This is a genomic window from Planococcus rifietoensis, from assembly GCF_001465795.2.
GTDB classification, from domain to species: domain Bacteria; phylum Bacillota; class Bacilli; order Bacillales_A; family Planococcaceae; genus Planococcus; species Planococcus rifietoensis.
In genome coordinates, this window is record NZ_CP013659.2 from 2211384 (window position 1) to 2236366 (window position 24983).

25 protein-coding genes are annotated in these 24983 nt (G+C 45.5%); 1 reads left to right on the plus strand and 24 read right to left on the minus strand.

From position 1 onward, the window contains the following. Window positions 1-11: 11 nt before the first annotated feature. Window positions 12-485, plus strand: a complete 474-nt coding sequence (locus AUC31_RS10990; RefSeq protein WP_058383155.1) for a VanZ family protein — start codon at window positions 12-14, stop codon at window positions 483-485. Between the two features lie 64 nt (window positions 486-549). On the opposite strand, the gene AUC31_RS10995 is transcribed toward AUC31_RS10990, so the two are convergent. From AUC31_RS10995 to nagE, 24 genes are all read right to left on the minus strand, one after another. Continuing rightward, on the minus strand, window positions 550-882 hold the full coding sequence (locus tag AUC31_RS10995; RefSeq protein WP_058383154.1) for a YciI family protein: 333 nt from the start codon (window positions 880-882) through the stop codon (window positions 550-552). 113 nt (window positions 883-995) lie between these two features. Then, entirely contained in the window at window positions 996-1613 is a 618-nt protein-coding gene (locus AUC31_RS11000) for an HAD family hydrolase (RefSeq protein WP_058383153.1), read from the minus strand. Window positions 1614-1793: 180 nt separating this feature from the next. Continuing rightward, complete coding sequence (locus AUC31_RS11005) at window positions 1794-2411, minus strand: HAD family hydrolase (RefSeq protein ID WP_058383152.1); 618 nt, start codon at window positions 2409-2411, stop codon at window positions 1794-1796. 123 nt (window positions 2412-2534) lie between these two features. Beyond that, a complete protein-coding gene (locus tag AUC31_RS11010) occupies window positions 2535-3365 on the minus strand; it encodes an aldo/keto reductase (protein WP_058383151.1) in 831 nt (276 codons plus the stop codon). Between the two features lie 25 nt (window positions 3366-3390). Continuing rightward, window positions 3391-4359 (minus strand): 2-hydroxyacid dehydrogenase, encoded by a 969-nt coding sequence (locus tag AUC31_RS11015; protein ID WP_058383150.1) that lies wholly within the window; start codon window positions 4357-4359, stop codon window positions 3391-3393. Window positions 4360-4373: 14 nt separating this feature from the next. After that, complete coding sequence (dgoD, locus tag AUC31_RS11020; RefSeq protein ID WP_058383149.1) at window positions 4374-5522, minus strand: galactonate dehydratase; 1149 nt, start codon at window positions 5520-5522, stop codon at window positions 4374-4376. 3 nt (window positions 5523-5525) lie between these two features. Continuing rightward, window positions 5526-7013: a tripartite tricarboxylate transporter permease gene (locus AUC31_RS11025; RefSeq protein WP_058383148.1), complete on the minus strand. Its 1488-nt coding sequence runs from the start codon at window positions 7011-7013 to the stop codon at window positions 5526-5528. Between the two features lie 16 nt (window positions 7014-7029). After that, window positions 7030-7473, minus strand: a complete 444-nt coding sequence (locus AUC31_RS11030) for a tripartite tricarboxylate transporter TctB family protein (RefSeq protein ID WP_058383147.1) — start codon at window positions 7471-7473, stop codon at window positions 7030-7032. A gap of 97 nt (window positions 7474-7570) precedes the next feature. Further along, window positions 7571-8551 (minus strand): tripartite tricarboxylate transporter substrate binding protein, encoded by a 981-nt coding sequence (locus AUC31_RS11035; RefSeq protein ID WP_058383146.1) that lies wholly within the window; start codon window positions 8549-8551, stop codon window positions 7571-7573. Further along, window positions 8552-9595 (minus strand): 2-dehydro-3-deoxygalactonokinase, encoded by a 1044-nt coding sequence (locus AUC31_RS11040; RefSeq protein WP_058383145.1) that lies wholly within the window; start codon window positions 9593-9595, stop codon window positions 8552-8554. 16 nt (window positions 9596-9611) lie between these two features. Further along, window positions 9612-10259 (minus strand): bifunctional 4-hydroxy-2-oxoglutarate aldolase/2-dehydro-3-deoxy-phosphogluconate aldolase, encoded by a 648-nt coding sequence (locus tag AUC31_RS11045; protein WP_058383144.1) that lies wholly within the window; start codon window positions 10257-10259, stop codon window positions 9612-9614. A 153-nt stretch (window positions 10260-10412) separates the two neighbouring features. Then, window positions 10413-11180: an IclR family transcriptional regulator gene (locus AUC31_RS11050; RefSeq protein ID WP_058383143.1), complete on the minus strand. Its 768-nt coding sequence runs from the start codon at window positions 11178-11180 to the stop codon at window positions 10413-10415. 47 nt (window positions 11181-11227) lie between these two features. After that, the gene (locus tag AUC31_RS11055) at window positions 11228-12037 is read right to left on the minus strand and encodes a sugar phosphate isomerase/epimerase family protein (RefSeq protein WP_058383142.1); all 810 of its coding nucleotides are present in this window, start codon (window positions 12035-12037) and stop codon (window positions 11228-11230) included. Window positions 12038-12218: 181 nt separating this feature from the next. Beyond that, entirely contained in the window at window positions 12219-12800 is a 582-nt protein-coding gene (locus AUC31_RS11060; protein ID WP_058383141.1) for a competence protein ComK, read from the minus strand. A gap of 811 nt (window positions 12801-13611) precedes the next feature. After that, window positions 13612-14610, minus strand: a complete 999-nt coding sequence (gene pdxA / locus AUC31_RS11065; protein ID WP_058383140.1) for a 4-hydroxythreonine-4-phosphate dehydrogenase PdxA — start codon at window positions 14608-14610, stop codon at window positions 13612-13614. Further along, window positions 14597-15883 carry a four-carbon acid sugar kinase family protein gene (locus AUC31_RS11070; RefSeq protein WP_058383139.1) on the minus strand — a complete coding sequence of 429 codons (1287 nt, stop codon included), beginning with the start codon at window positions 15881-15883 and terminating at the stop codon, window positions 14597-14599. The genes pdxA and AUC31_RS11070 overlap by 14 nt, the downstream gene beginning before the upstream one ends. 12 nt (window positions 15884-15895) lie before the next feature. Continuing rightward, window positions 15896-16888, minus strand: a complete 993-nt coding sequence (locus AUC31_RS11075; RefSeq protein ID WP_058383138.1) for a 2-keto-3-deoxygluconate permease — start codon at window positions 16886-16888, stop codon at window positions 15896-15898. 173 nt (window positions 16889-17061) lie between these two features. Further along, window positions 17062-18765 (minus strand): sigma-54-dependent transcriptional regulator, encoded by a 1704-nt coding sequence (locus AUC31_RS11080; protein ID WP_058383137.1) that lies wholly within the window; start codon window positions 18763-18765, stop codon window positions 17062-17064. Window positions 18766-19036: 271 nt separating this feature from the next. Next, window positions 19037-19768 carry an SIS domain-containing protein gene (locus tag AUC31_RS11085; RefSeq protein ID WP_058383136.1) on the minus strand — a complete coding sequence of 244 codons (732 nt, stop codon included), beginning with the start codon at window positions 19766-19768 and terminating at the stop codon, window positions 19037-19039. A gap of 25 nt (window positions 19769-19793) precedes the next feature. Then, window positions 19794-20063 (minus strand): phosphocarrier protein HPr, encoded by a 270-nt coding sequence (locus tag AUC31_RS11090; RefSeq protein WP_058383135.1) that lies wholly within the window; start codon window positions 20061-20063, stop codon window positions 19794-19796. Between the two features lie 19 nt (window positions 20064-20082). After that, window positions 20083-20805, minus strand: coding sequence for a GntR family transcriptional regulator (locus tag AUC31_RS11095; RefSeq protein ID WP_058383805.1), 723 nt, complete (start codon window positions 20803-20805; stop codon window positions 20083-20085). A 5-nt stretch (window positions 20806-20810) separates the two neighbouring features. Beyond that, complete coding sequence (nagB, locus tag AUC31_RS11100) at window positions 20811-21551, minus strand: glucosamine-6-phosphate deaminase (protein ID WP_058383804.1); 741 nt, start codon at window positions 21549-21551, stop codon at window positions 20811-20813. 5 nt (window positions 21552-21556) lie between these two features. Further along, window positions 21557-22717 carry an N-acetylglucosamine-6-phosphate deacetylase gene (nagA, locus tag AUC31_RS11105; protein ID WP_058383134.1) on the minus strand — a complete coding sequence of 387 codons (1161 nt, stop codon included), beginning with the start codon at window positions 22715-22717 and terminating at the stop codon, window positions 21557-21559. Between the two features lie 62 nt (window positions 22718-22779). After that, window positions 22780-24693, minus strand: coding sequence for an N-acetylglucosamine-specific PTS transporter subunit IIBC (gene nagE, locus AUC31_RS11110; protein WP_058383133.1), 1914 nt, complete (start codon window positions 24691-24693; stop codon window positions 22780-22782). Window positions 24694-24983: the final 290 nt, after the last annotated feature.

Sequence of the window (24983 nt, forward strand, 5' to 3'; positions counted from 1 at the left end):
GGAAGGGCCATATGAAAGCTAAATACATCCCCGTCCTCCTTTGGGCGCTGTGCATCCTCGTTGCCACCAATAATTATAATTTCACGGCGCTGTTGGCAAACGATATTGACTTCAACATCCGCCTGTTTCCGAACCTGTCCGATCTCTTCATCACGAGCGACATCCATCTCGACAGCAAGTTGTACGTGTTCCAGAAAACCGGCCACGCCTTGTCATTCGGCATTTTGTATCTCTTAATGAATCAAGCCCTCAAAGAACGACACGTCGCCTTTGTGCTGTGCAGCATGTTCGCTTTTTTCACCGAGTTCCTGCAATTATTCTTTGAGCGCAGCGGCAGGCTGGCAGACGTTCTCATCGACATCGCAGGTATATACGTTGCCTACAGAGTGAGCCTGTATGTTAAAGCACAAGGCGGCATCGTTCCCGCTTTCTCTCATGCCACACAGACGATATCCAACGTCCTAAAAGACGACAAAACTCATTAATCGAACACAAAAAGGCGGACATCTCACCTGAGAGGCCCGCCTTTTTCATTTAACTAGCACCTAACTAGCTACTTGTATTCCAAAGCTGCCGAATTTCAATAACGCCATTTGCCCTAGCACAAGGCGTGTTAGCGACGAGTGCAATTACTTCCTCGACATTTGCTGCTTCGATGATTGAAAATCCCGCAAGCGGCAGGTCATGAGTTTCTTCGATTCCTTCTGTCACGTGTAGCTTTTGGTCCCAATTTCGAACAGCTGTTACTGTAGGTTGTACGGCCGACATCAAATTCCCTCGTTCTTCTATCACCTTGTCTTGAGCCAGCGTTTCCTTCTTCTCGCTATCGCTCAAACCGTTCCACCCGGCTTCATCTCCGTATGCCAAGCAAAGAAACTTCATCGTCCACCCTCTCCTCTTTTTTGTTTTGATAGACCTCTTCGCCAAAACTATCCATATTCCTTTAGGCGGTCTCACAAAATGGAAGAGAGGCTAGAAGCACCTTCTGCTGGAACTTATCCAAACAACTTCAATAACTCCCCAAACTCCTCAATCACATAATCATATTCATCCACGTCCCCAAACCCATACGCCGCATAGACAAACGGGAGCCCAGCCATTTTCGCTGCCTCATGGTCGCCTTTCGTATCGCCGACATACACGGCCTTCGCCACATCGTTGCGCTCCATGATCAGCTGGATGTTTTTGCCCTTCGACAAGCCCGTCCTCCCCGGATTCTCGAAATCGGTGAAATGCTTGTCCAGCGCATGGTACTCATAGAAGCTTTCGATATAGCCTTCCTGGCAATTACTGACGATGTACAACTTGTATTTCTGTGACAGCCGCTCCGACACATCCTCCACGCCGGCGTACAATTCCCCGCCTTGTTGCCGCAAATGCACGCATTCCAGTTCCGAGGATTCTTCCGTCAGCTTTTCGCACTTTTCTTTTGAGAGATGCGGAAACAGCTTCTCCCCGACTTGATCCGCCTGCAGCCCCATAATGCCGCGCAAATCGTCTTTTGTCAGTTGCTCATCGACGCCGTTATCGGCCAATACCTTATTCCACACCGCAACCGACACCTCGAGCGGATTCCAAAGCGTGCCGTCCAAATCAAAAATGATGCTATCCATATGTATATCTTCCTTCCCTCTGTGTTTTCTCCAGTTTACCTCAACAAATTGTGTCATGCACAGGGACGCAAACCGGACCAAATCCCGTTCTATCAATCTTTTTCACCCGTGAATTGTGTGATGCACAGGGACACTAAAGAAAAACCGGAACTCTCCCCCATACGAGAATTCCGGCTTCTGTTATCCAAACAAGTTCAATAATTCCTTAAACTCGTCAATCACGTAATCAAACTCATCCACGTCCCCAAACCCATACGCCGCATAGACGAACGGGAGACCCGCCTCTTTTGCTGCTTTGTGGTCGCCTTTCGTATCGCCCACATAAACCGCGCGCTCCACATTGTTTCGCTCCATGACCAATTGGATGTTCTCGCCTTTTGATAAGCCCGTTCTCCCCGGGTTCTCAAAATCGACGAAATGCTCGTCTAGTTTGTGGTACGCATAAAAACTTTCGATATAACCGTCCTGGCAATTGCTGACGATGTACAAATTGTATTTCTGCGAGAGCTGTTCGAGTACATGCTCCACATCATCGAACAACTGCCCGCCCCGTTTTCTCACGTACGCACTTTCCAGCTCCGACGACAGTTCTTCAAATTTCCGGTGCTGTTCGTCCGATAAATGAGGAAACAGCTTCTCCCTGATTTCATGCGCCTGCAGCCCCATGACGCCGCGCACGTCCTCTTTCGTTAACGTTTTCTCCGCGCCGCTTTCCTCTAGAGCTTCGTTCCAAGCCTCCAAAACGGTATCCAGCGAATCCCATAATGTTCCGTCCAAATCAAAAATGATGCTGTCCATATATATAACTCCTTTCAATTAAAATATTACTGTTTCTTATAAAGTAACCAACAAGAATATAAACCATTCTACATTAAAACAGCCAACTATAATGCTAGTTGACTGTTTAAAATGAATCCTATATTAAAAATCAAATGTGTCTGGATCTGCTCCACTTCTACTATTGATATTCAAAGCGCTAATTTTATTCATATCTTCTTCAGATAAGTGAAAATCGAAAATATCTGCATTTTCAACAATACGATGCTCTTTAACAGATTTCGGAATTGTGACTACACCATTTTGAATATCCCAACGAAGAATGATTTGTGCTGGAGACTTTTGGTATTTTTCTGCCAGTTCTATAATAACTGGTTCACTGAGTAATACACCTTTTTTCAGTGGTGACCACGCTTCCAAACGAATATCGTTTTTCTCACAAAATTCTTTTACTTCTGTCTGCGTAAGATGTGGATGATATTCTACTTGGTTGATTACTGGCTTTACATCACAATCTTTTAATATATCCTCCAAATGATGAACATTAAAGTTACTTACACCGATAGCCCGAACTTTTCCGTCTTTATATAATTTTTCAAGCGCTTTCCATGTTTCTTGAAATTTCTCTTTTACTGGCCAATGAATTAAATATAAATCTAAATATTCAAGTCCTAGTTTTTCTAAACTCACTTCAAATGCAGCCAATGTACTTTCATATCCGTGATCACTGTTCCATACCTTTGTAGTAATGAACAATTCTTCTCTAGGCACCCCTGATTCTTTAATTCCTTGCCCAACTCCTTTTTCATTATCATAGAAAGATGCTGTATCGATACTACGGTAACCGTTCTTGATAGCAGATTTTACAGACTCAACGACCAATTCCCCATCCTCTACTTTGAATACACCTAGTCCCATAATCGGCATTTTTACTCCATTGTTTAAAGTGACGGTTTCTTGTAAGTTTGTATACATATTCTTCCTCCAGTAATCGTATTTTTTATTTAAGTTCTTTTACTATATTAGGTACTTGTTTCCCGGTTACTCCAGCGACTAAATTCTCAGCTGCTTTCATCGCCATATTGAACCGAGTTTTTTCTGTAGCAGATCCCATGTGGGGCAGCGTTACTACGTTTTCCATCGTTAATAGGGGATTGTCTTTTGCAACTGGCTCGACTTCATAAACATCTAATCCTGCTCCGGCGATTTCTCCTTGCTGCAATGCAACAATCAAGTCTTGCTCTTTCACCAGTTTTCCTCTCGAACTGTTAAAAAAGAACGCTGTTTTCTTCATTAGTTTGAATTCATTTTCGCCAATAATGCCTTGTGTAGCGGGATTCAGCGGCAATAATACAACTACAAAGTCAGCGGTCTTCAATAATTCATCCATTTCTGCATAGCGTACTCCATATTTTTCTTCTATATCAAGCCGTCTCGAGCGATTGTAGTAGACGACATCCATATCAAAACCGAGCGAAGCCCGCTTGGCTACTTTCTCACCGATATTGCCCATGCCAATGATGCCGAGCCTAGAATTATAGACATCCTTTCCTAAGAAATAGCCATCATCCAGTTTGCTCCATTTGCCTTGTTTCACATAATAGTCGAGTTCCCCGAGCTTTCTTGCCGCCATGAGAATCATGCCCATCGTATGATCTGCGACGCTATCATCCAAGACGTTTGGTGTGTTCGTGCCGATGATGTTGCGCCTTTTCATCACTTCGATATCGAAAGTATCGTAGCCTGCGGCAATATTGCTGACAATTTTCAAATGTGGCGCATGATCCAAAAATTCGTCGGTCACGACTCCTTTGGATGTCATCAAGCCTTCCACTTCTGCCACTTCGTGAAATAATTGTTCTTTCGGAATCGGCGTTTCTCCTTCCCAAATCTTGTAATCGCAATACTCACCGATATACGCTTCTACTTCCGCTGGTATGGATTTCGCTATGAATACTTTCGGCTTCATCCTCTTCAGCTCCTTTACCATTCCGCTATGCTGCCATCTTCATGGCGCCAAACCGGATTTCTCCAGTTGTGGCCGATTTCACTTTGTTTCCTAACGTATTCTTCATCAATTTCGATGCCGAGGCCAGGGCCTTGAGGAATTTTCACAAACCCTTTTTCGTAGTCGAACACCGATGGATCTTTGATATAATCCAGCAAATCATTGCCTTTATTATAGTGAATGCCTAAACTTTGCTCCTGGATGAACGCATTGTGTGCCGTGGCATCCAGCTGCAAGCATGCGGCAAGTGCGATCGGCCCCAACGGACAATGCGGTGCCAAGGCTACATCGTATGCTTCCGCCATCGAAGCGATTTTTTTGCATTCGGTTATACCTCCTGCATGCGATAAGTCCGGCTGGATGATGTCGACATAGCCATCCGCCAAAATTTGCTTGAAATCCCATCTGGAAAACATCCGTTCACCGGTCGCGATGGGAATCGTCGTATGGTTAGCAATTTCCCTTAAAGCTTCATTATTTTCAGCCAACACCGGCTCTTCTATAAACATCGGTCGGAATTGTTCAAGCTCTTTAACCAAAACTTTTGCCATCGGCTTATGTACTCTGCCATGAAAATCAATACCGATGCCGATATACGGACCCACTGCTTCGCGAACAGCCGCGACTCGTGCTAACGCCTGATCGACTTTTTCATGGGAGTCGATGTATTGAAGCTCCTCCGTGCCATTCATCTTAACGGCTGAAAATCCAGTCTCCACCACTTTTGCAGCTGCAGTGCCGACATCCGCCGGCCGGTCGCCCCCAATCCATGAATAGACTTTAATGGAATCCCGAGACGCGCCACCGAGCAATTGATAAACTGGCGCATTGTAATATTTCCCTTTAATATCCCACAATGCCTGGTCAATTCCTGAAATGGCACTCATTAAAATAGGACCGCCGCGATAAAATCCAGAACGATAGAGCATATTCCAATGATCCTCGATGCGTAGTGGATCTTTTCCGATTAAGTACTCCATCAACTCTGTGACACAAGCTTTGACAGTTGCTGCTCGACCTTCAACGACTGGTTCTCCCCACCCTGTAATGCCTTCATCCGTCTCAATCTTTAAGAACAGCCAACGAGGTGGAACTTGAAATAATTCATAGCTAATGATTTTCATTACTTATTCTCCTTGTGCTTTCGGCTTTTTGATTCGCTTTGTGATAAGTGGTGAAAATAGGGTGATAATGGCTAATGACAACAAGACTACAGTGATCGGTCTTGTAAAAAAGATGCTGAAATCACCCTGTGACATAACCAATGATCTTCTGAAATTGCTTTCCATCAATGGTCCGAGAATAATTCCGAGAATGACTGGAGAAGCAGGAAACTCGTAACGAAGCATGAAATAACCGATGACTCCGGCGATAAACATGACTACGACATCAAAGTAATTGTTGCCGAGTGAATAAGAACCAACTACACAAAGCACTAGAATGATCGGTGTCAAAATCGCTTTCGGAATCAATAGGATTTTTGTGAACAATCTTATGCCGAATAAGCCCACGACGAGAATCATGAAATTGGCGACAAGCATGCCGACGAACAAAGTATAAACTAAAGGCCCGTTGTTCTCGAACAACATTGGTCCTGGTTGAAGACCTTGTACCATCAGTGCTCCGAGTAAAACGGCTGTTACAGCATCGCCAGGAATTCCGAGTGTCAAAAGAGGAATCATCGCGCCACCCGTGACACTATTATTTGCAGCTTCCGGTGCTGCTACGCCTTTCATAGACCCTTTTCCGAATTCTTCTTTGTCTTTTGAAAAGCGTTTTGCTTCATTATATGCAACAAAAGCAGTAATATCTCCACCTGCTCCTGGTATCATCCCGATGAAGGTACCGATACCCGCAGAGCGTAAAATAGTACCAATCAAGACTTTGAATTCTAGCCACTTTAGTCTAACCTTATCGACTTTAATCATCAGCTTCTGCTTCGAGAAGACATTGCCCATGGCGCGAAACGCTTCAGAAGCAGCGAACAAGCCGATCATGACCGGGATGAGGTTGATCCCGCTCGATAGATTCATATTATCGAACGTAAATCTTGGAAATCCACCGATTGGATCGATTCCGACGGTGGCGATCAACAATCCGACAAAGCCAGCGATTAATCCTTTGACCATCGACTTGCCGGCGATGCTTGATATGATTGAAATCCCAAACACAGCGAGCGCGAAAGTTTCTGGTGCACTAAAACGCAGTGCGAAACTCGCTAATTGAGGAGCCACTAAAATCAAGACTATGACACTTAAAATCCCACCTATAGTCGAGGCCAGCGTCGAAATAGTCAAGGCTTTATGGGCCAGCCCCTTTTTCGCCATGGCGTAGCCGTCGATTGCAGTAGCAGCTGAGGCTGGCGTTCCTGGTGTGTTAATTAAGATGGCTGTTAATGAACCACCATATACCGCCCCAAAGTAAACACCAATTAGCAGTAAGATGCCTGTGACAGGTTCCATACCGAATGTAATCGGTAAAATGAGCGCAACGCCCATTGTAGCCGTCAACCCTGGCAATGAACCAATTGTAATTCCGGCAACGGTTCCCAATAGAAGGATGAGTATAACTTCTATTTGAAGTACATTGACGATTCCTTGTGCAAACAAATCCATTCAGTTCATCCCCTAATTAAGAAAATAATGAACCCATTGGGATGGATACATTTAAGAAGTTTTGAAAAAAGATTAAAATAAATAAGTTTGTTCCTATAGGAATACTGATAAGAATAATCCAATTTTTTACCTTTGAAAAAAGCAATAGACTCAAAATCAATAAGAAAGTAGAAATGTAAAACCCGATGAACGGGATGATGATCAAGTAAACTAATACAAGCAGCATAGTAATGGCTGAGTATTTAAATGTATCTTCTTCACGGGTTGGCTCAACTTTCTCCCTGGCACCTTGAAAAATCAACATGGCTCCCAATACAAACAAAAAGATGCAATACACACGCGGCATAAATTCAGCACCGATGGCTTGATTGCTTGAGTCAGGAAAATCAAAAGTTAGTGCATAGAAAAATCCAGCAATGATAATGACAAGTAATCCACTAATAGAATTGGCGTTCTTCAACTTAATTCACTCCTTAAAAAAAGGAGACCCAGCTTCGTGCCAAGTCTCCTTCATGGCAGTCCATTCGACCAGTCAATTTTTTCAGAAAATCAGAAAATTATATCCCTAAATCTCCAATGATCTGTCCATAATCCTCTTCGTTTTCCGCCATGAAATCTCCGAACTCTTGTGAATCGAGCATGCGGATACCCAAACCATTATTCTCCATAAATTCGAGGAACTCTTCTTCCTGTGCAGCTTCCATAAACGCTTCTTCAAGAGTTGCGACAACTTCGTCAGGCGTTTCGGCTGGAACAGTCAATCCTCTCCAAGTACCAGTAGTGTTTATTTCAACGCCACTTTCATTGAACGTCGGAACATCTGGAAGTAAATCAGATCTCTCGTCGGACATGATTGCCAATGTTTTCAGGTTCCCAGCATCCAGCTGTGATTTCACTTCTGCTGGACTTACTGTCACAGCGTCAATATGCCCTCCAACCAAGGCAGTTACCGCTGGTGCTGCACCTTCGTGAGGCACGTGGTTCAATTCGATTTCTGCTGCATTTTCAAGATTAGCTGCAGCGATATGCCAGATGGATCCTGTCCCAGCGTTCCCAACATTTAATTCACCTGGGTTTTCTTCCGCATACGCTATAAATTCTTCCAAGGTATCGTAAGGAGCATCAGCCGGAACGGTCAATGCAGCTGGATCAAAATTGATTAGGCCGATTGGTTTGAATTGATCATATGTTAATGGTGACAAACCTAAATGCTTAAACATCGTTAGTTCAACAAACGCCATTGTTACCGTATAGCCATCAGCTTCTGCGTTAGCACCTTCGGTCATGCCGACTGAACCGCTTCCGCCCGGTTTATTTACTACCCCGACCGACTGCCCCAGGTTATCTTCAACAGCAGTAGCTAACGCGCGTGCAGTGGCATCCGTTCCGCCACCTGCGGAAGCCGGAACGATCAACTCAATTTGTTTTTCAGGGAAATTGCTTCCCTCGTCCCCTGTAGCACTCGTACTGTCATCCCCACACCCTGCTGCTGTTAGTGCAAAAGCTGATAAAGTTAAAACTCCCAATATTTTCTTCATTTAAATTCCCCCCATTTTCTTGTAATCGCTTTCATTCAACTCATCATTTTGAAAGTATGCAGATGCTACTTCCTGAGCACCGTATACCAAAGATCCCTCGACTTGTGCGTCATCGGCTTCGATAATATTCCATCCCTGGTTCATGTATTGCAATAAATGGCTGAATACTTGGCGCAAAGGTTTGGATCCCCCAACCACTACCCAGTTGATATCTTCTTGATCGATTGATTGCATCAATGCTTTTAAGTCATCCGCTATGACCGCTCCAACATAATAGTTGGCTCGCTCACTTTCTGTCAGCTCTGCAAATAATTCCAGTAGTCTGATGTGGTAAAAGCTTCGAGTCAGTCCATACTTTTTCGCCGCTTCATAGCCTTTTTCCAACATGACTGGTTCGATTATACGAATCAGCTCTTCATTCAGAGAACCCGAAAGAATCGTTTCTTTTTGAATCGCGTGTAGCGTTTCCCCGCCTAATGTGGATAAGCAGGATTCCAAACGCTGCTGTTCATCGACGACCACATATTTTGTATGTGAGCCCGGCAAAACCATGAACCCCTTACCTTGGATGTCGAATTGCTTCAATAAGCCAATCGTTTCAACTTCTTCGCCACGCATGACATCATATTCATTTATAAAATCCACTACATCATTAGAGTCGGAAGACACCTTGTTCTTCATCCCTGGAACAAAGATACAAGGGATATCAAGAAATTCTTTGAGCTTAATGACGATGGAATCTGTAGCAAAATCATTTACACTTGCTGGACCAGTGACATGAGGAACTTCATACACCCCTAATTTCGAAGTAATCATTCCTGAAGCTACTATATAGGAGATATTCCTTGATGAAATTTCATTTGTCATTAATAATTTTTCAATCGATTCTTTCAACTTCTCTTTAAGCCGATTATTGTTTCCATCGATGGCTGTGTTTCTCACACCTACATTAATTTTCAGTTGATCAAGGACAGTGTTTTCAACTGTCTCGACTAAACGGATCCTTGAATTTGTTGTACCGGAATCAATTAAAATAACTTTCATACTACGCCCCACTTTTTCATGAATTCTGTATAGCTGTTGCTCGATCAGCTATCTCAACAAAGTCCCTCGCACGTTTTTCGATTTCCTGGAAATCACCCCGCTTGACCAACTCGTTATCCACAAGAGCACTGCCAATTCCAAGCGCTGTACAACCGGCCTTGAAGAATGCGTCAGCATTGTCAATTGAAATTCCGCCGACTGCCATGACATCAATATGCGGTAGTGGTCCCTTTAAATCCTTTATATAGTTTGGGCCGACAGAACGTGCTGGAAAGATTTTCACCATTTTTGCGCCAACTTCGTATGCCGTTAATGCTTCAGTAGGCGTCAATACACCTGGAACGATGAAAGTTCCGTAGCGATTCGCCATGTGGATAGTGGATTCTTTTAATGTTGGCGCCAGCAAGAAAGCTGCACCTGACAAAATGGATTGTCTGGCACTTTCTGGATCCAACACCGTTCCTGCTCCCACAATTAAGTCTGGATACTTTTCTTTTAGTCCTTTGATTCCTTCGAGTGCACCCGGTGTATTCAGCGTCACTTCGACAATTCTGATGCCTCCCCGATGCAAGCTTTCAACCGTTAATTCAAGATCGGCGAGTGAATCTGTCCGTATAATGGCAACTATTTTATGTTTTTTAATGCTGTCTAAGACATGAAACAACTAATCCCACCCTCCCTGTTCCTTAATAAGGAACTATGTTTCTTATTAAGGTTATTTTTTTGACGTTCCTTATTAAGGAACGTCGTTTCTTTTTCTGATTCTAAAAATATTATATGTTCACTTGAAAGCGCTGTCAACAAATATTTTGAATTTTCATTTTGCTCCAAGTAATCGTGATATCTCAGTAGAAACTTTTAAGACTTCTTCTGCCATCATTTCCAACTTTTCTTCCGTCACTCTCATAATCGGTCCGGCCACACTGATGCCCGCTACAACTTCATGTTTATGATTAAATATTGGTGCCGCAGAACATTTAATACCCATTTCATGCTCTTCATCGTCAATTGAATAACCTCTTAACCTTATTTCTTGTATATCTTTAAGCATTTCTTCTCTAGTAGTTCTAGTTTTTTCTGTATACTTTTTCAAACCGGTTTCCTTAATAATTTGTTCTATTTGCTGATCTTCTAAAAATGCAAAAATAGCTTTACCGATCCCTGTACAATGTATTGGAGCACGCTTTCCGATATTTGAGAACATCCGAATTGTTGCAGAGGACTCCAATTTGTCAATATAAACAATTTCATTTTTATCCATAATTGCTAAATGCGCTGTCTCTCCCGTCGTTTCAGTGAGCTGCCGGAGATACGGAGAAGCCACCTTTCGAATATCTAGATTATCCGTAACCACCTGCCCTAGTTCAATAAACTTTAAACCTAGATAGTATTTCTCTGTTTGTAAATCCTGCTGAACAAATCCTTTATTGTAAAGTGACATCAAAAGTCGGTGCGCAGTACTCTTTGACACATCTAATCGATGTGAAAGTTCAGTTACTCCAAGTCCATTGGGTAGGTCTTGTAATATCTCAATAATATTTAAAGCTCTTTCAACTGATTGAACTGAGCTTACTGGTTTTGTCATTTATATCACTCCATACGAATTTTTTAATCTTTACTTTATTTACCTATTTATAAAAGAGGGATTAAGTTCCTCTTAATATATTTGCTAATATCATTTATTGCCTGAGCAGGATTATTAGATGACTCATCTGTCTCTTCTTCCATCATGATCCAACCTGAGTAATGAGTTGCTTTAAGATACTTCACAATTTCTACAAATTGTATTTCACCTGTCCCCATCTTTTTCCACTCCATGTTCGATGAAGCATCTTTAAAATGAACATGCTTAATCCACTCCCGATATTTCTCGAATGTATTCAAGACATTCATCCCCCCCATCATTATATGACCGGCATCTGGAGTATATCCAATGTAAGCTGAATTAAGCCCTTCAAAAAGTCTTTGATAGTCCTCCGGACTTCGAAATGGTGCATTCTCTGGAGAACTTGGATGGAAAGAACAATCTACTCCTTGAATAAGAGCCCTCTTCGCCAAATTGTTAGCACAATTAATAATATTGTCTTGCTTTTCGCTGAGTTGATTTTTATTCTCTAATACTCTTGGAGCTATATTCAAAATAGCACCTTTAAAATTTTGCACATAATCTATATAGTAATTGGCTTTTGCTTTTTCTTCCTCAGATTCTTGTAGTTCTTTCCAACTAAAGGGAATTGTAAGAGCTGCCAATTTCAAATTGCGACTTTCTAGTTCTTTTTTTAATGCCAATGGAGAATTTTTAAATCTTCCTAGCAAGGAAACTTGTATATCAATGCTTTCAAATCCTGCAACATCTACAGTTTCAGTAATCGACGACAAATAATCAGTTTCTTTATCATAATCTAATTCCCAGGTTGACCCATGGCATCCAAATCTAATCAAAAAATTCACCTCTCTGTTGTTCCTCTATAAAGAACGCTGTTTCTAAATTTAGATAGTATAACTATAGTTATTAATGTAAGCGGTGTCAATCCAATTACAAAAATGCCTTTAATAATAAGATACTCTAGTGTTTCGGTAATAAAAAAAGCCTGTCGTTAGACAGACTTAGTTTCGTGACTTTCTATTCCGCAGCCTTATGCTCATAATTCACATGCCCCGCCTGCTTGACCAAATGATAAGTCGTCTCCGGCAATGTCCGCGCACTTTCGAAAAACCGCTTCTGCGCTTCCATTTTGAACTGGAGCTCATACGCTTTTTCCATGCGTCGCTGGATCGACTTCTTACTGCCATCGAGGATGATCGAACTGCCATTGCTCAAATTGACTTTTGTCGTGCAGCCGTCGATGCTGATGCATTCCATAATGTGCTGAAGCGACAGCCAGACACAGCCATCCAATAGCGCCGATTTGCTCGGCAATAAGATGATTCCTTTATCGCGATCGATGATGATTGGGTTCTTATTAAGCTTCCCGAGAATCGCCGCCGAGCCTTCCACCGCGCCGCGCATGCTCGAGCCCCGGAAACGCAAATTCGTATCGATCAAATCGAAGGGCTTCGACTCGACTTTGATCATTCCGTCCGTATGGTAAATCACAGAATTCAAGCAACCATTTTCATCATAGTCCGGCAAAATCAATACGGTATCTTGCCCGATTTCTTTTTCCATATTCATTTCCAACTTGAAATTCTTGCGCTTCCTCATCTTTCTATCCCCTTTTAGTGTTTTTACTTATCTCTTCAACCAAAAAGGAGTATACTAACTATTAGTTGGTACACTCCAACTGAGTGCCTCCAGATGTCTGTCTCCCAAGACCATTACATCCGGAGGTTTCTTTTTGCTTTTATCCCCCTAAGCGTGAACACAGCACACCTCCCCATCTCTAGATTCATCGTCAGTTTCGAGAACAGCTATCCGATTCAACAATATGCAACAATTCAGTATCGCGGCATATCATATTCTTCCACGTTTTAGATAAACCCCCATCAGCCAAACCACATCTGACACTCCGTCAATCCAAGCGGGCTCTCGCGACCGTTGATCTCCAGCGACTTATGCTGAAAACCATACGGCCGCTAAAGCGGAATTAATTTGTCACTCTATTCTAACTTTTATTATTATATAGTTTATTAGTATCACTTGTATACAATTATTTTCCTATTTAATGAGAATTTATAACTTGATAATAAAGATAATAACTAATCCTCAATTAGACATTATGGACGCTTTATTTCACCATTATCTGTCGAAGTTCTAGCAGAAATAAGCATATTTTATCTTTTACTCTTCTGTCCGACTTTCTAGATTTAATCAAAAAAAATCCGTGCTTTCACCTGGTCTGCCAAAAGCAAAAAAGCCAGTAATCGAATTAACCGATTACTGGCTTTTCTTTTGAATTGTGTCATGCACAGGGACAAAGTCAGCCGAATATACCAACAAATCCCTACCCGACAGCTTTTCTGTTGTCAGAATAGTTCCGTGCACAGGGACACTAACGAACGACTACGACTACCCACTATCTCTTCGGTGCCAACTCCACCGCTTGGCGCAAAGCTTCCACCAAGCTGTTCTCATCAGCAATTCCCGTTCCGGCAATATCGAAGGCTGTTCCGTGATCCACGCTCGTCCGGATGATCGGCAAGCCGACGGTAATGTTCACGCCAGCTTCAAGCCCCAGTACTTTTACTGGCGCGTGTCCTTGGTCATGGTACATGGCGACGACGATGTCAAAATCACCCCGCACTGTTCGGAAAAACAAGGTATCTGCCGGCAGCGGTCCTTGTACATCGATTCCTTCTTGTTGCGCTTGCTGAACAGCAGGAATGACTTTTTCTTCTTCCTCGCCGTAACCGAACAAGCCGTTTTCTCCAGCATGCGGATTAATGCCGCAGACCGCGATTTTCGGACTTTCGATTCCTGCTTTTTTCAATGTATCATTTGCCAAGTGGATTACGTGCAACACGCGTTCCGGCGTAATCATGTTAATGGCATCCACAATGCCGACGTGGGTGGTGACATGAATGACCTTTAAATTTGGCGCTGACAGCATCATGGAATAATCCTTAGTGCCAGTCAAGTCAGCCAGAATTTCTGTATGCCCCGGATACATATGGCCGCCTTTTTGCAACGCTTCCTTATTGAGCGGCGCTGTACAAATCGCGTCAATTTCTCCTGCGTTCGCCAGTTCGATGGCTTTTGCCAAATATTGAAAAGCTGCATTGCCTGCTTGTGGAGAGACTTCACCAAGCGGCAGATCTTCTGTCAACAGCCCTAAATCCAAGCAATCGATGCTTTCACGCTCGAATGTGGCTTCTGACGGAGATGCAATTCTGTGAATAGTTTTGGTGCTTGCAGTATATTGTTTCGCCCGCTCTAAAATGCTGGCATCGCCGATGACAAACGAACGACTCGTTTCGTGTACGACGTCATGATCAAAACTTTTCAAAATGATTTCTGGGCCGACGCCCGCGGCATCACCCATCGTGATGCCTATCATTGGTTTACTGATGGTCATAAGTTTTTGCCCCTTTCAAATAATCCACTACATGGACCAGTGAATCTTCATTGCCGAATCCGCCCGCTTTGGTGATGACGGAAATTTCCTTGTCCCGCCATTTGGCCAAGCCAAGCGGCAATCCTGCCTCAACTTCAAATTTCAATTCCATATCCAAAATGCCGAGACGGTTGCAGATCGCTTTTGCTGTATCGCCGCCAGTCATGACGACCGCATCGAATGGATACTTTTCCATTGCCGCGTTCACCAAACTGCCTAGACCTTGCGCAATTACCGTGGAGGCTGTTTCGGCCGTTTCGCCATGCTGGTTCGCCCAGGCTTTCACCTTATCACGGTTGCGTTCAGATGCTGCGACAAAAATCACCGCACTATCCCACCCCGCTGCTTCGTCCAACTTTGAAATCGACTGTTTTACCCCTGCTGGATTTTCCAGCAAAGCAAGCGGATCAATTTCAATCATACACGTTGATGGCCGTTCACTTAATTTCGTTACTTGGCTCTGGGTGTTTTTTGATAAACTGCCACTCACCACAAGCACTTTTTCCTTCTGTTCGACGAGCTGTTCGTCATTGTTTGCAGCTGAAGTATACAAGTGATTAATGAGACCGGCAGATCCTGCAAACCCAATGTGTAAATCGAGTTTCGCTTCAAGAGAAGCCAGGATAGCCAGATCCTCTTCTTCCAAGGTATCACAGACAATCCATTTAACGCCGTTTTGGACTTGTTGTGCAATCCACAATTCCGGTGCTTCTCCGTGCAGCCGGACTTGATCGAGTACATCAACCATGACGCCTTCACTTTCAAGCAAGTCCGGAATGTAATCGTGCAAGACAGGCGTTTTTGGGTCGCGGGCAAATTCGGTCTCCGTGACCGGCTGGCCATATACATATAAATGCCCGTCTTCCACTGTTCGCCCCATACTTGGAAACGCTGGCGCAATCAATAGGACATCCAGCTCCGCTTCCTCTTGCAGCGCTTTTAATTCCTTTCCAACATTGCCGCGAAGTGTTGAATCAATTTTTTTATAGAACGTCGTGACGCCGCGTTCTTTCAAGTTCCTTATTTCTGAGCATACATTTTCATACGCTTGATCTGATGCTATCGAACGGCTGTTGGTATCCGCAACCCATACATCGATCTCTGGTTCCTCTGCAACTGGGTGAGCTGGCGGGGTGAGCATCACCTTGGACCGCAGCCCTTTTTGCGCCAGCCTGACACCGCTGTCGTTTGCCCCTGTAAAATCGTCCGCGATTATTCCAATCTTCCCAGCCATATCGACCACTCCTTATTTGCCCTTTTGTAGCATCTCACCATTTTCGAAGATAAATCCTTTGCGCTCTAAACGCTTCACTAGAAAGCCGATGTATAGCGGCAGCAAAATCGCCGTCGTGACAGTTGATGCCGCTACTTGAACCGTTGCAATATCAACTACAGACGCAAAACTAGCACTTGCCGCTGCGATAGCCGCAGGTGTTGCGACGGCATTACCGGCAGTCGAACCTTCCGCAGCCCCGACAATCGGATTCCATTTCAACGCTTTGAACACAATATAGCCTGCAGTACCGGTTACAAATACCGTTAAGAGACCAAGTATAATACCACCCAAACCGCCTTGAACAATCGCAGTAAAGTCAATTCCCATCCCAAGCGCGAATGCAAAGAATGGAATCAGCATCAAGCTGCCTTTATCCAGGAAAGCACGCATGTCTTCATCCAAGTTCCCCAAAACCATACCGACGATAATCGGCAACAACACAGCGATAAACGCCACCGGAGAAAACAGACCTTCCACAAAGCCCATCGCACCGAAAATGCTCAGCGCCACCATCGTCAAAAATGGTCCATCATTCAAGGCCAACAGTGAATAGGCTGCCCGGTCTTCTTTATTTCCGTATTGGCCAACTAATGCCACAAACAACCCGCCGTTGCTATTAGTCATCGCCGCGATGATCGCGATCGGCGCCAATCCGAGCCATAAGCCATTATCTCCCGCAAACATGTACGCAATCAATCCAAACAGCGCACCGACCACCCATTTTGTCGCGAGCAAGGTCGCGCCTTTACCAAGTGACACGCCAACATTTCTTAAATTGATCTGTGCGCCTGTGCATAATAGGAACAATGCGATCAAGGCGCTCGCGCTATCTACAAACAGCGCTTGTGTAAATCCGCCAATCCGCAATAAATCAGGTGCTACTGTATTGATGACCGCTGCTGTGAGCAATGGCACGACCATCATGCCGCCGGGAATCCGGTCCAGAGTCGCTTTAATCTTCATGTTAATCCCTCTTTTCTCTATTTTAAAAGATTGAAAATTGTAATAAGAAAACGTTTTCATAATCCACTATAAAAATAATAATTAACTTTTGCAACACTATTAATTAAATTAATGTCCATAATCGTAAATTAGTTTAAAATTGCAACACTTTTATGCAAAAAAATAGCACAAACTCAATCTTTGAGTTTGCGCCATAGGGTGGCACGGTTAATTCCCAATCGCTTGGCTGCCTGCGTTTGATTGTAATTTTCTTCTTTCAGCACTTGTTCGATAATAAAGCGCTCGATTTCCTTCAGACTGTGCTGTGGATCTAAATAAAACGACGGTTCGACCACGCCGCTTGTCTGCTCAAAAGGAAGCGACGTGATCGTCTGTTTTTCAATAACATACGATTTTTCCGCCACCGCTATCTTTTTCACATAGCTTTTCATTTCCTCCAGATTGCCTGGCCAGTTGTGCTTGCTCAAAATCGCCATGGCCTCTTCCCGCAAGCGGACAGGCTGGGTTCCGAGTTGTTGATGATATTCGGTCAGAAATTGATTGACCAAATACGGAATATCCTCTTGGCGTTCTCTCATCGCCGGCACCTGCACTTGAATAGATGATCCGAGTGCATCAGCTACTTTTTCATCATATGCTGGTAGCAAAGCGATGAAATGGACGTCGCCCCGTCCGAGCGATTGGAGCAGTTTTTCTGTCTGCTTGATGGTTTCCAGATCAGGCAATTTGCCATAAGCCAAGACGATGGTCGATTGTTCCGGCAGATTAAATGCTGGCAGTTGCTCGAACTCATCCATCTCCACCGTCAACAACAAGCCACTCCTGTTGCGGAACACATGGAGATATTCAGCCAAGGTTTGTTTTCCAGTGCTGTTCTCACCAATAATTAGTACAGGCTGTCTAGAGGCATCTTCACTTTCAATCATTTGCCGGACCTTCTTCATTTCGGGGCTTTCTGACACAATCAATGGCAATTGCGCAGGCTGCGCTAACGTCAACGCAGCGTTTTGGTTATTGACTGAAATCTGTTCGAATGACCATGCCGTAAACAAACCGCTGCGATCTTCCAGTACTTCTCCTTTTACGTAAAAAGCCGCTGCTGAATCGACATACAGCTTTACAAGAGATGAGACATTTGACGACGATAATTGCTTTTGCAGTTCGAGCAATTCTGTGCTGGATATCGGCTGGTGACGGAATGCAGCGTAGCGTTCGAATAACAGCTCGCCATCTTCAGTCAGAATGACAACGTCTTTGTGCCATACATCTAGCAGCAATTCGAGCGCGCGCAATTGCTGTTGGTTTTTCTCGGCATACAAGAACAAACGCCGCGCCTCTTCAAAAGCTTCCAGCAATGTCTCGCGCCCTGATTGAATCAATAAGCCGTTTAATCCAAGCTTAGCTGCCGCATCGATGGTGACAACATCCCCGAGCACTTGCTTGACGCCGCGTTCTTTTAAATGCTTCAAAACGCTCTCCACTTCCGCCGCAGAAGACAGCTCCACCACTTCAAGCCTCAACTCCAGCAAACTGACAATAGAGGCAGCTCCCATCGTGATGTTCGGAAATCCGATGAGTGCTTTCAGCTCGTTTGAATGTCCTTCAGCCAGCATAATCGACCGAAGCAAATCATAGCCTGAGATATGAATTTCCACGACTGGAAGCGATACCGCTTCTCTGATCATTCTCGCTGTCCCGCCGCGGCTGATTAATACATCCGCCCCGTTTCGCTCCATTTCTAAAGCCAGCGCAACGCCCGCCTCCAAGTTCCCGACAGCGCGCGTAATCTGTAAATCTTCCTGCCCAATCGCCAGCTCGTCTATCAGCGGCATCATCGCCTCGTACGGGGAAATGAATCCTACCTTAACTTTCCGCATTATGTACCTCCACTTTTTCAATCCTTTGCCTTATTTTAGCAAAGTCGTGAGATGCGGTATACTTCCCGGTTCATAATTAAATCATAAGGGAGAAAAATACGAATGCATGAAAAGAACCGCCAGCTGACAGTTCAGCTGGCGGTTCTTTTGAAGAATTGTGTCGTGCACAGGGACAAAAACGCTCAAACTTCTCAAAAAATCCCCACCCAACAGCATTTCCGTTGTTAGAATAGTTCCGTGCACAGGGACACTAACCGCAACCACACACCCACTACAACAAAGAAATCCGCTCCCGATACTTCTCAATGAGCCGCATATTATGCGCATCCGCCCCGTCGATATTGCCGCTCAAAAAAATCGGCGGCGCAAAACCGGAATCGGCCATAAGCTTAATCGCTTCCGCAAAAATCGCATTCAACATGGTGGCCCCGACGACCGTAGAAGTCGGGCCAAACGGAACTTCTACGTGTTCATACGACAAAATCGCATCCCCTGACACCGAATGGTTGTCGATAACGAGATCCACCGCATCGAACAAGTACTTGCCAGTGTTATGGCGCGAAGCTTGGCTCCTTGAATAGTCGAGCGATGTGATGCCAATGACAAATGCGCCTTTCTCACGAGCCGCGAGTGCCGCATCCACCGGCACCGGATTGCGGCCGGAAGTGGAGATGACAAAAACCACATCGCCAGGACGGAAATCCTGTTCCTCCAAGAACCCTGAAGCGTAGCCGTTCTCCCGCTCCAGTTGAGAGGATCGGACCGCACCTTCATGCAGCATGAGCGGCTCGACAAAAATCGGCTTGACTGGCACCAATCCACCGGCGCGGTAAAACACTTCTTCCGTCAAAATATGCGAATGTCCGCACCCAAACAATTGAACGATGCCGCCTGCTTGGATCGCGGCTGACACTTTGTCAGCCGCCACAAGCATCGCCGGCCGCTCTTGTTTTTCCACAAGCTCCAAGCGTTCCTGCACTCGTTTAAAATAATCGTTTAACATCACTCGTCCACCTCAACTCACTGTCTTACGCTTTCCCTAGCCCTTCCGCTACGATCAGTTCTTCCACTTTGGCCATAAGGGATTCTTCATCGCTGCCATCGGCTGTGATTTTGATGGTGTGGCCTTTTGAGACACCGAGTGACATGACGCCCATAATGGACTTCAAGTTTACTTCTCTTTCTTTATAGAGCATTTTGACATCTGCAGAAAACGGCGACACCGCTCCTACTAATTTCGAAGCTGGTCGTGCGTGAAGCCCTTCGTCGCTGATGATGGTATACGTTTTTTCAATCATGTTCATTTCTCCTTTGCGCTTACCGCTGAATTTCGGTCGTGAATTTATAACGGTCGGCCCGGTATGTGCTGCGGACCACTTCAAATGGCAAGTCGCCTTCTAGAAAGCTGATGCGTTCAATCATCAAGATCGCTGCGGGCGGTTGGATCTGCAGCAAATCGGCATCATCTTTCTTTACCAGTCCTGCTTCCATGCGCTGCGTCGCGTGGCTGATTTTCAGCTGCTGCTTGTTCTCGATGACCGCATACAGCGAGCCTTGGAACGACTCTTCTGTCAGATTCGGAAAGCGTTTAACCGGCAAAAAGGTGCGTTCGATGGCCATTGGCTTGTCGTCCGCAAAACGAATGCGCTCGACAAAATACACTTGGTCGCCATCGTCCAGCTGCAACTCGTGTGCAACGTCGGTTTCCGGCTCCAGGATTTCAAATCCGATCAGCTTGCTGCTGGGCACCATGCCGCGCGACTCCATGTCTTCCGTAAAGCTGGTCAAGCCATTGAGCGGCTGCTCCACCTTTGGAGAGGCCACGAACGTGCCGCGCCCTTTTTCCCGGTACAACAAGCCGTCATTGACCAAATTGGTGATCGACTGGCGCACCGTCATGCGGCTGACCGCGAAGCGTTCGGACAGTTCGCGTTCGGATGGAATCGACGTGCCAACGGAAAAGTCGCCTTGCTGAATTTGCTGCTTCAGCTGTTCTTCTATTTGAATGTAAATGGGAATCGGCGATTGTTTGTCCAGCACAGCCATCACTCCTTTTCTGCCGCTGCCAGGCTATAGGCTTCCTTGTCTACTATGAGTGTAACATGCGGATGCTTCCATAAAAACGACACCGGAAAATCTTCGCTGACCCCGCCAGCCAAAAACCGTTTCACTGCCGGTGCTTTCTTTTTGCCGGAAGCCAGCACCAAGATTTGTTCACTTTTTAGAATCGACTGAATGCCCATCGTAATGGCGTGCGTCGGCACACTATTCAGGTCGCTGAAAAACCGCGCATTGCTCTTGCGGGTCGATTCTTCTAGTTTCACGCAATGAGTCACACTCGCTTCAGGTGTACCGGGCTCGTTAAAGCCAATATGGCCGTTTGTCCCGAGTCCGAGAATTTGCAGATGCGGCGGGCCGATTCTGTCAATCAAGGCCTCATAGCGCCGGCATTCGTCTTCTACCGGAGAAGCTGTACCGTCTGGAATATGCGTGTTGTCTAGTTGAATATCGATGTGCTGGAATAGGTGCTCATTCATAAAATAGCGGTAGCTGTTCGGATGAGCTGCTGAAAGTCCGCAGTATTCATCCAAGCTGATCGTTTGAACTTGCTTGTAAGAGATATTGCGTTCTTGGACGCCGCGAATTAATTGCTCGTAAAGGCCGAGCGGCGTCGATCCGGTGGCAAGTCCAAGTACCGAACGGCTGTTGTCCAGAATCTGCTGTTCCACTAACCTTGCCGCGCTGCTGCTCATCTCTTCGTAGTTTTCGACTCGTATCAGTTTCATCACAGTCATTCCTTCCTGTAGGCGATTGTTCCTCTGCAAATGGTCAATTGAACGTTCAAATTGTCATCTAAAATGGCGATATCCGCATCCGCACCGCTACAGACTTTGCCTTTATTGGCTAATCCCAATTCGTTTGCGGCATTGGCGGACGTCATGGCCACCAATTCATTTACGCTGCAGCCGGTGATAGACTGCACATTCTGAATCGCTCTGTCCATCGTCAAGATGCTGCCAGCTAAGGTTCCATCCGCAAGCCGTGCGTCTTTTTTCGTCACCTGCACATCCTGTCCGCCTAAATCATAGACACCTGGGGGCAAGCCTTTTGCGCGCATGGCATCGGTAATCAATATTAAGCGCTCGGCTCCTTTTTGCCGAAACGCCATTTCGACGGAAGCGGGATGGCTGTGAATGAAATCGGCAATGAGTTCGACCATCAAGCCATCTTCCATCAACGCCGCACCCACAACACCCGGCTTGCGATGATGGAACGGGCTCATTTGGTTATAGAGATGCGTCACGTGGTTCGCGCCGGAACGAACGGCTGCCTGTACTTCCTCAAAAGTGGCATCGGAATGGCCGATGGAGGCAATGACCTTATCCTCCGTCAGTTTTTTGATAAACTCCATGGCGCCCCGGGTTTCTGGCGCTAAAGTAACCAAACGGATCTGGTTGCCGCTCTTTTTTTGCCATTCGCGAAATAAGGGATACGACGCTTCGACGATATGTTCAATCGGCTGCGCCCCTGCACGTTCAGCAGAAATAAACGGTCCTTCCAAATGAACGCCGAGCATCTCCGCCTGCCCTTCACTAGCATGAAACTCACAGATATTTTCCAGCGCTGCTGAAATGGCCTCATCCGATTGCGTCATCGTGGTCGCGAGAAAACTGGTCGTTCCTTCTTTCGGCAAAGCTTCCGCTAAGCCAGCCAAGTCTTCTGGCGTCGCGTCCATCGAATCGTGCCCTGCCGCGCCGTGAATATGGACGTCGATAAATCCAGGAAACGCAGTCCAGTTTTTACCGCTTGCTTCTATATGAATGTCAGCTGGCACTTCAATCTTTTCGGCCACGCGGCTTATTTTGCCGTCTTCGATGAGGATATCCCCGATAACACTTTCTTCCACCGCATCTGCAATGGTGATGCCCGAAATCAATAGGCTGTTCTTCACGTTGATTCCTCCTTAGGAAAAACCAGGAGAATCACGATGGATGTCCTGGCTTTTCTGTTTTTCTATTCAATTTTCATAATGGAATGGGTTCCTTGTGGTTGATCGCCATCTTTCAAGATGATGACTTTTTGGTCTGTCAGGTTGGTGAAAATGACTGGTGTCGCAAGTGATGGTGCATTGGCGTCCAAGAATTTCAAGTCAAGCTTCAGCAATTTGTCGCCGCGCTGGACGAGCTGTCCTTGTTCAACGAATAGCTCAAAACCTTCGCCATCCAGTTTGACGGTATCCAAACCGACGTGAATCAAGATTTCAATGCCGGTATCGGTCTCGATGCCGATCGCGTGCTTCGTCGGGAAGACGCTGACGACACGCCCGTCCACTGGTGAATAAAGCACATCTCCAGTTGGCATAATGGCAAATCCAGGCCCCATCATTTCTTTGGCAAAAACGTCATCCGGCACTTCTGACAGCGAAATGATTTTCCCGTCGATCGGCATTTCAAAATCTTTCGGGATGATTTCTTTCATGGCCGGTTCCTCATTCGACGTATCTTCAACCGCTGCAGTTTCCGTACCCGCCTCAGGAGCCGGGTTGCCGTTTGCGACACGCGGTTTCATCGCATCTCCTAAGAATTCCACAGCCGTTCCGATAACGACTTGCACATTCGTCTTGTTAATTTTCATAACGCCCATGGCACCGTGGCGTTTCAAGGCTTTTTCGTCTACGAGATCTGCATCTTTCAAGGTCATGCGCAGACGCGTTGTGCAATACTCGGTCGCGACAATATTATCCGCACCGCCCAAAGCTTCAATCGTGTTATAGGCTCTTACATCAATTGCGTTATTGCCTGAAGCTGCATTGTCTGCATCCTCGTCTTCGTCTTCACGGCCAGGTGTTTTCAGGTCCAGTTTGACAATCAAGAAATAGAAGATGAAGAAGTAAATGACGCCGAACACGAGTCCCATGACCAATAAAATGAGCGGGTTGGTCGCGAGCCCGAAATTCAGCACATAGTCAATCGCTCCGGCAGAAAAGCCGAAACCGTGATGGATATCCAAGGCGTACGCGACCATCATCGACACGCCCGTTAGTAAGGCATGGACGACATACAACACAGGCGACAAGAACATGAACGTAAACTCAATCGGTTCTGTGATCCCTGTCAAGAATGATGTGAAGCCGATACTGAAGAACATCCCGCCAACCAGTGCTTTGCGTTCTTTTTTTGCTGCCGCGTACATCGCAAGACAAGCAGCCGGCAAACCGAACATCATGATCGGGAAGAAGCCAGACAGGAATGGTCCTGCCGTTGGGTCGCCCCGCAAGAAGCGGTTAATTTCTCCGCGCACCACTTCTCCACTAGCAGTCGTGAACGTTCCGAAATCAAACCAGACAATCGTGTTGATGACGTGGTGAAGGCCAGTCGGCAACAACAGACGGTTTAAGAAACCGTAAGCACCAACGCCAAACATCCCCGCATTCAAGATCCAGTTGCCGGCACCGTCAATAAGATCCTGGATCGGAGGCCAGGCAACACCGAGTACACCAGCCAAAATGGTCATGGCGGCTGCGGTGATAATCGGCACAAAGCGCCTGCCACCGAAAAAGGCCAGCCATTGCGGAAATTTCACATTATAGAATTTATTGTACAAGAGACCTGCGACAATTCCGGAGATAATCCCGGCAAAGACGCCCATATCAATCGTCTCGTTAATTGTGACAATCGCGGAAGTTAACACCAGATACGCAATCGCACCGGCCAATGCCGCTCCCCCGCTGCCATCATGTGCAAGCCCCATCGCAATCCCGATGGCAAAGATGATCGCCAAGTTATCGATAATCCCCGCGCCCGCCGCCGACATGAACGGAATCCCAAGCAAATCATCCTGTCCAAAACGCAGCAGCAAAGCAGCCGCAGGCAATGTCGCAATCGGGAACATCAACGACTTCCCTATTTTCTGCAGAAAACCAAACATAAAATTTCCACCCCTTTATGTATTCTTAATTTTCACTATAGCCGTAACATGTATAGTTGTCTATACCAATTTCATAAATAATAAAAATAAAGTAAGCGGTTACTGAATGACATAGCAGTTATGTATGTGAAGAAGTATTCCCGTAAGAATCACTCTCGCCAAAATCGCTAGCATCTGTTCTTTTACCAATTGCCCGCCTACCGATGAAGCGAAAATCTTTTAACCCTTGTGAATTTCGGGTAGACAACAATTGAAGCCAGGCATGCTTATATATGAAGAAACAGAATCCA

Bases quoted from the DNA above. Each gene is read 5' to 3' on its own strand.
- AUC31_RS10990 (WP_058383155.1), top strand. From the start codon at position 12: ATGAAAGCTAAATACATCCCCGTCCTCCTTTGGGCGCTGTGCATCCTC.
- AUC31_RS10995 (WP_058383154.1), bottom strand. From the start codon at position 882: ATGAAGTTTCTTTGCTTGGCATACGGAGATGAAGCCGGGTGGAACGGT.
- AUC31_RS11000 (WP_058383153.1), bottom strand. From the start codon at position 1,613: ATGGATAGCATCATTTTTGATTTGGACGGCACGCTTTGGAATCCGCTC.
- AUC31_RS11005 (WP_058383152.1), bottom strand. From the start codon at position 2,411: ATGGACAGCATCATTTTTGATTTGGACGGAACATTATGGGATTCGCTG.
- AUC31_RS11010 (WP_058383151.1), bottom strand. From the start codon at position 3,365: ATGTATACAAACTTACAAGAAACCGTCACTTTAAACAATGGAGTAAAA.
- AUC31_RS11015 (WP_058383150.1), bottom strand. From the start codon at position 4,359: ATGAAGCCGAAAGTATTCATAGCGAAATCCATACCAGCGGAAGTAGAA.
- dgoD (WP_058383149.1), bottom strand. From the start codon at position 5,522: ATGAAAATCATTAGCTATGAATTATTTCAAGTTCCACCTCGTTGGCTG.
- AUC31_RS11025 (WP_058383148.1), bottom strand. From the start codon at position 7,013: ATGGATTTGTTTGCACAAGGAATCGTCAATGTACTTCAAATAGAAGTT.
- AUC31_RS11035 (WP_058383146.1), bottom strand. From the start codon at position 8,551: ATGAAGAAAATATTGGGAGTTTTAACTTTATCAGCTTTTGCACTAACA.
- AUC31_RS11040 (WP_058383145.1), bottom strand. From the start codon at position 9,595: ATGAAAGTTATTTTAATTGATTCCGGTACAACAAATTCAAGGATCCGT.
- AUC31_RS11050 (WP_058383143.1), bottom strand. From the start codon at position 11,180: ATGACAAAACCAGTAAGCTCAGTTCAATCAGTTGAAAGAGCTTTAAAT.
- AUC31_RS11060 (WP_058383141.1), bottom strand. From the start codon at position 12,800: ATGAGGAAGCGCAAGAATTTCAAGTTGGAAATGAATATGGAAAAAGAA.
- pdxA (WP_058383140.1), bottom strand. From the start codon at position 14,610: ATGACCATCAGTAAACCAATGATAGGCATCACGATGGGTGATGCCGCG.
- AUC31_RS11070 (WP_058383139.1), bottom strand. From the start codon at position 15,883: ATGGCTGGGAAGATTGGAATAATCGCGGACGATTTTACAGGGGCAAAC.
- AUC31_RS11075 (WP_058383138.1), bottom strand. From the start codon at position 16,888: ATGAAGATTAAAGCGACTCTGGACCGGATTCCCGGCGGCATGATGGTC.
- AUC31_RS11080 (WP_058383137.1), bottom strand. From the start codon at position 18,765: ATGCGGAAAGTTAAGGTAGGATTCATTTCCCCGTACGAGGCGATGATG.
- AUC31_RS11085 (WP_058383136.1), bottom strand. From the start codon at position 19,768: ATGTTAAACGATTATTTTAAACGAGTGCAGGAACGCTTGGAGCTTGTG.
- AUC31_RS11090 (WP_058383135.1), bottom strand. From the start codon at position 20,063: ATGATTGAAAAAACGTATACCATCATCAGCGACGAAGGGCTTCACGCA.
- nagB (WP_058383804.1), bottom strand. From the start codon at position 21,551: ATGAAACTGATACGAGTCGAAAACTACGAAGAGATGAGCAGCAGCGCG.
- nagE (WP_058383133.1), bottom strand. From the start codon at position 24,693: ATGTTTGGTTTTCTGCAGAAAATAGGGAAGTCGTTGATGTTCCCGATT.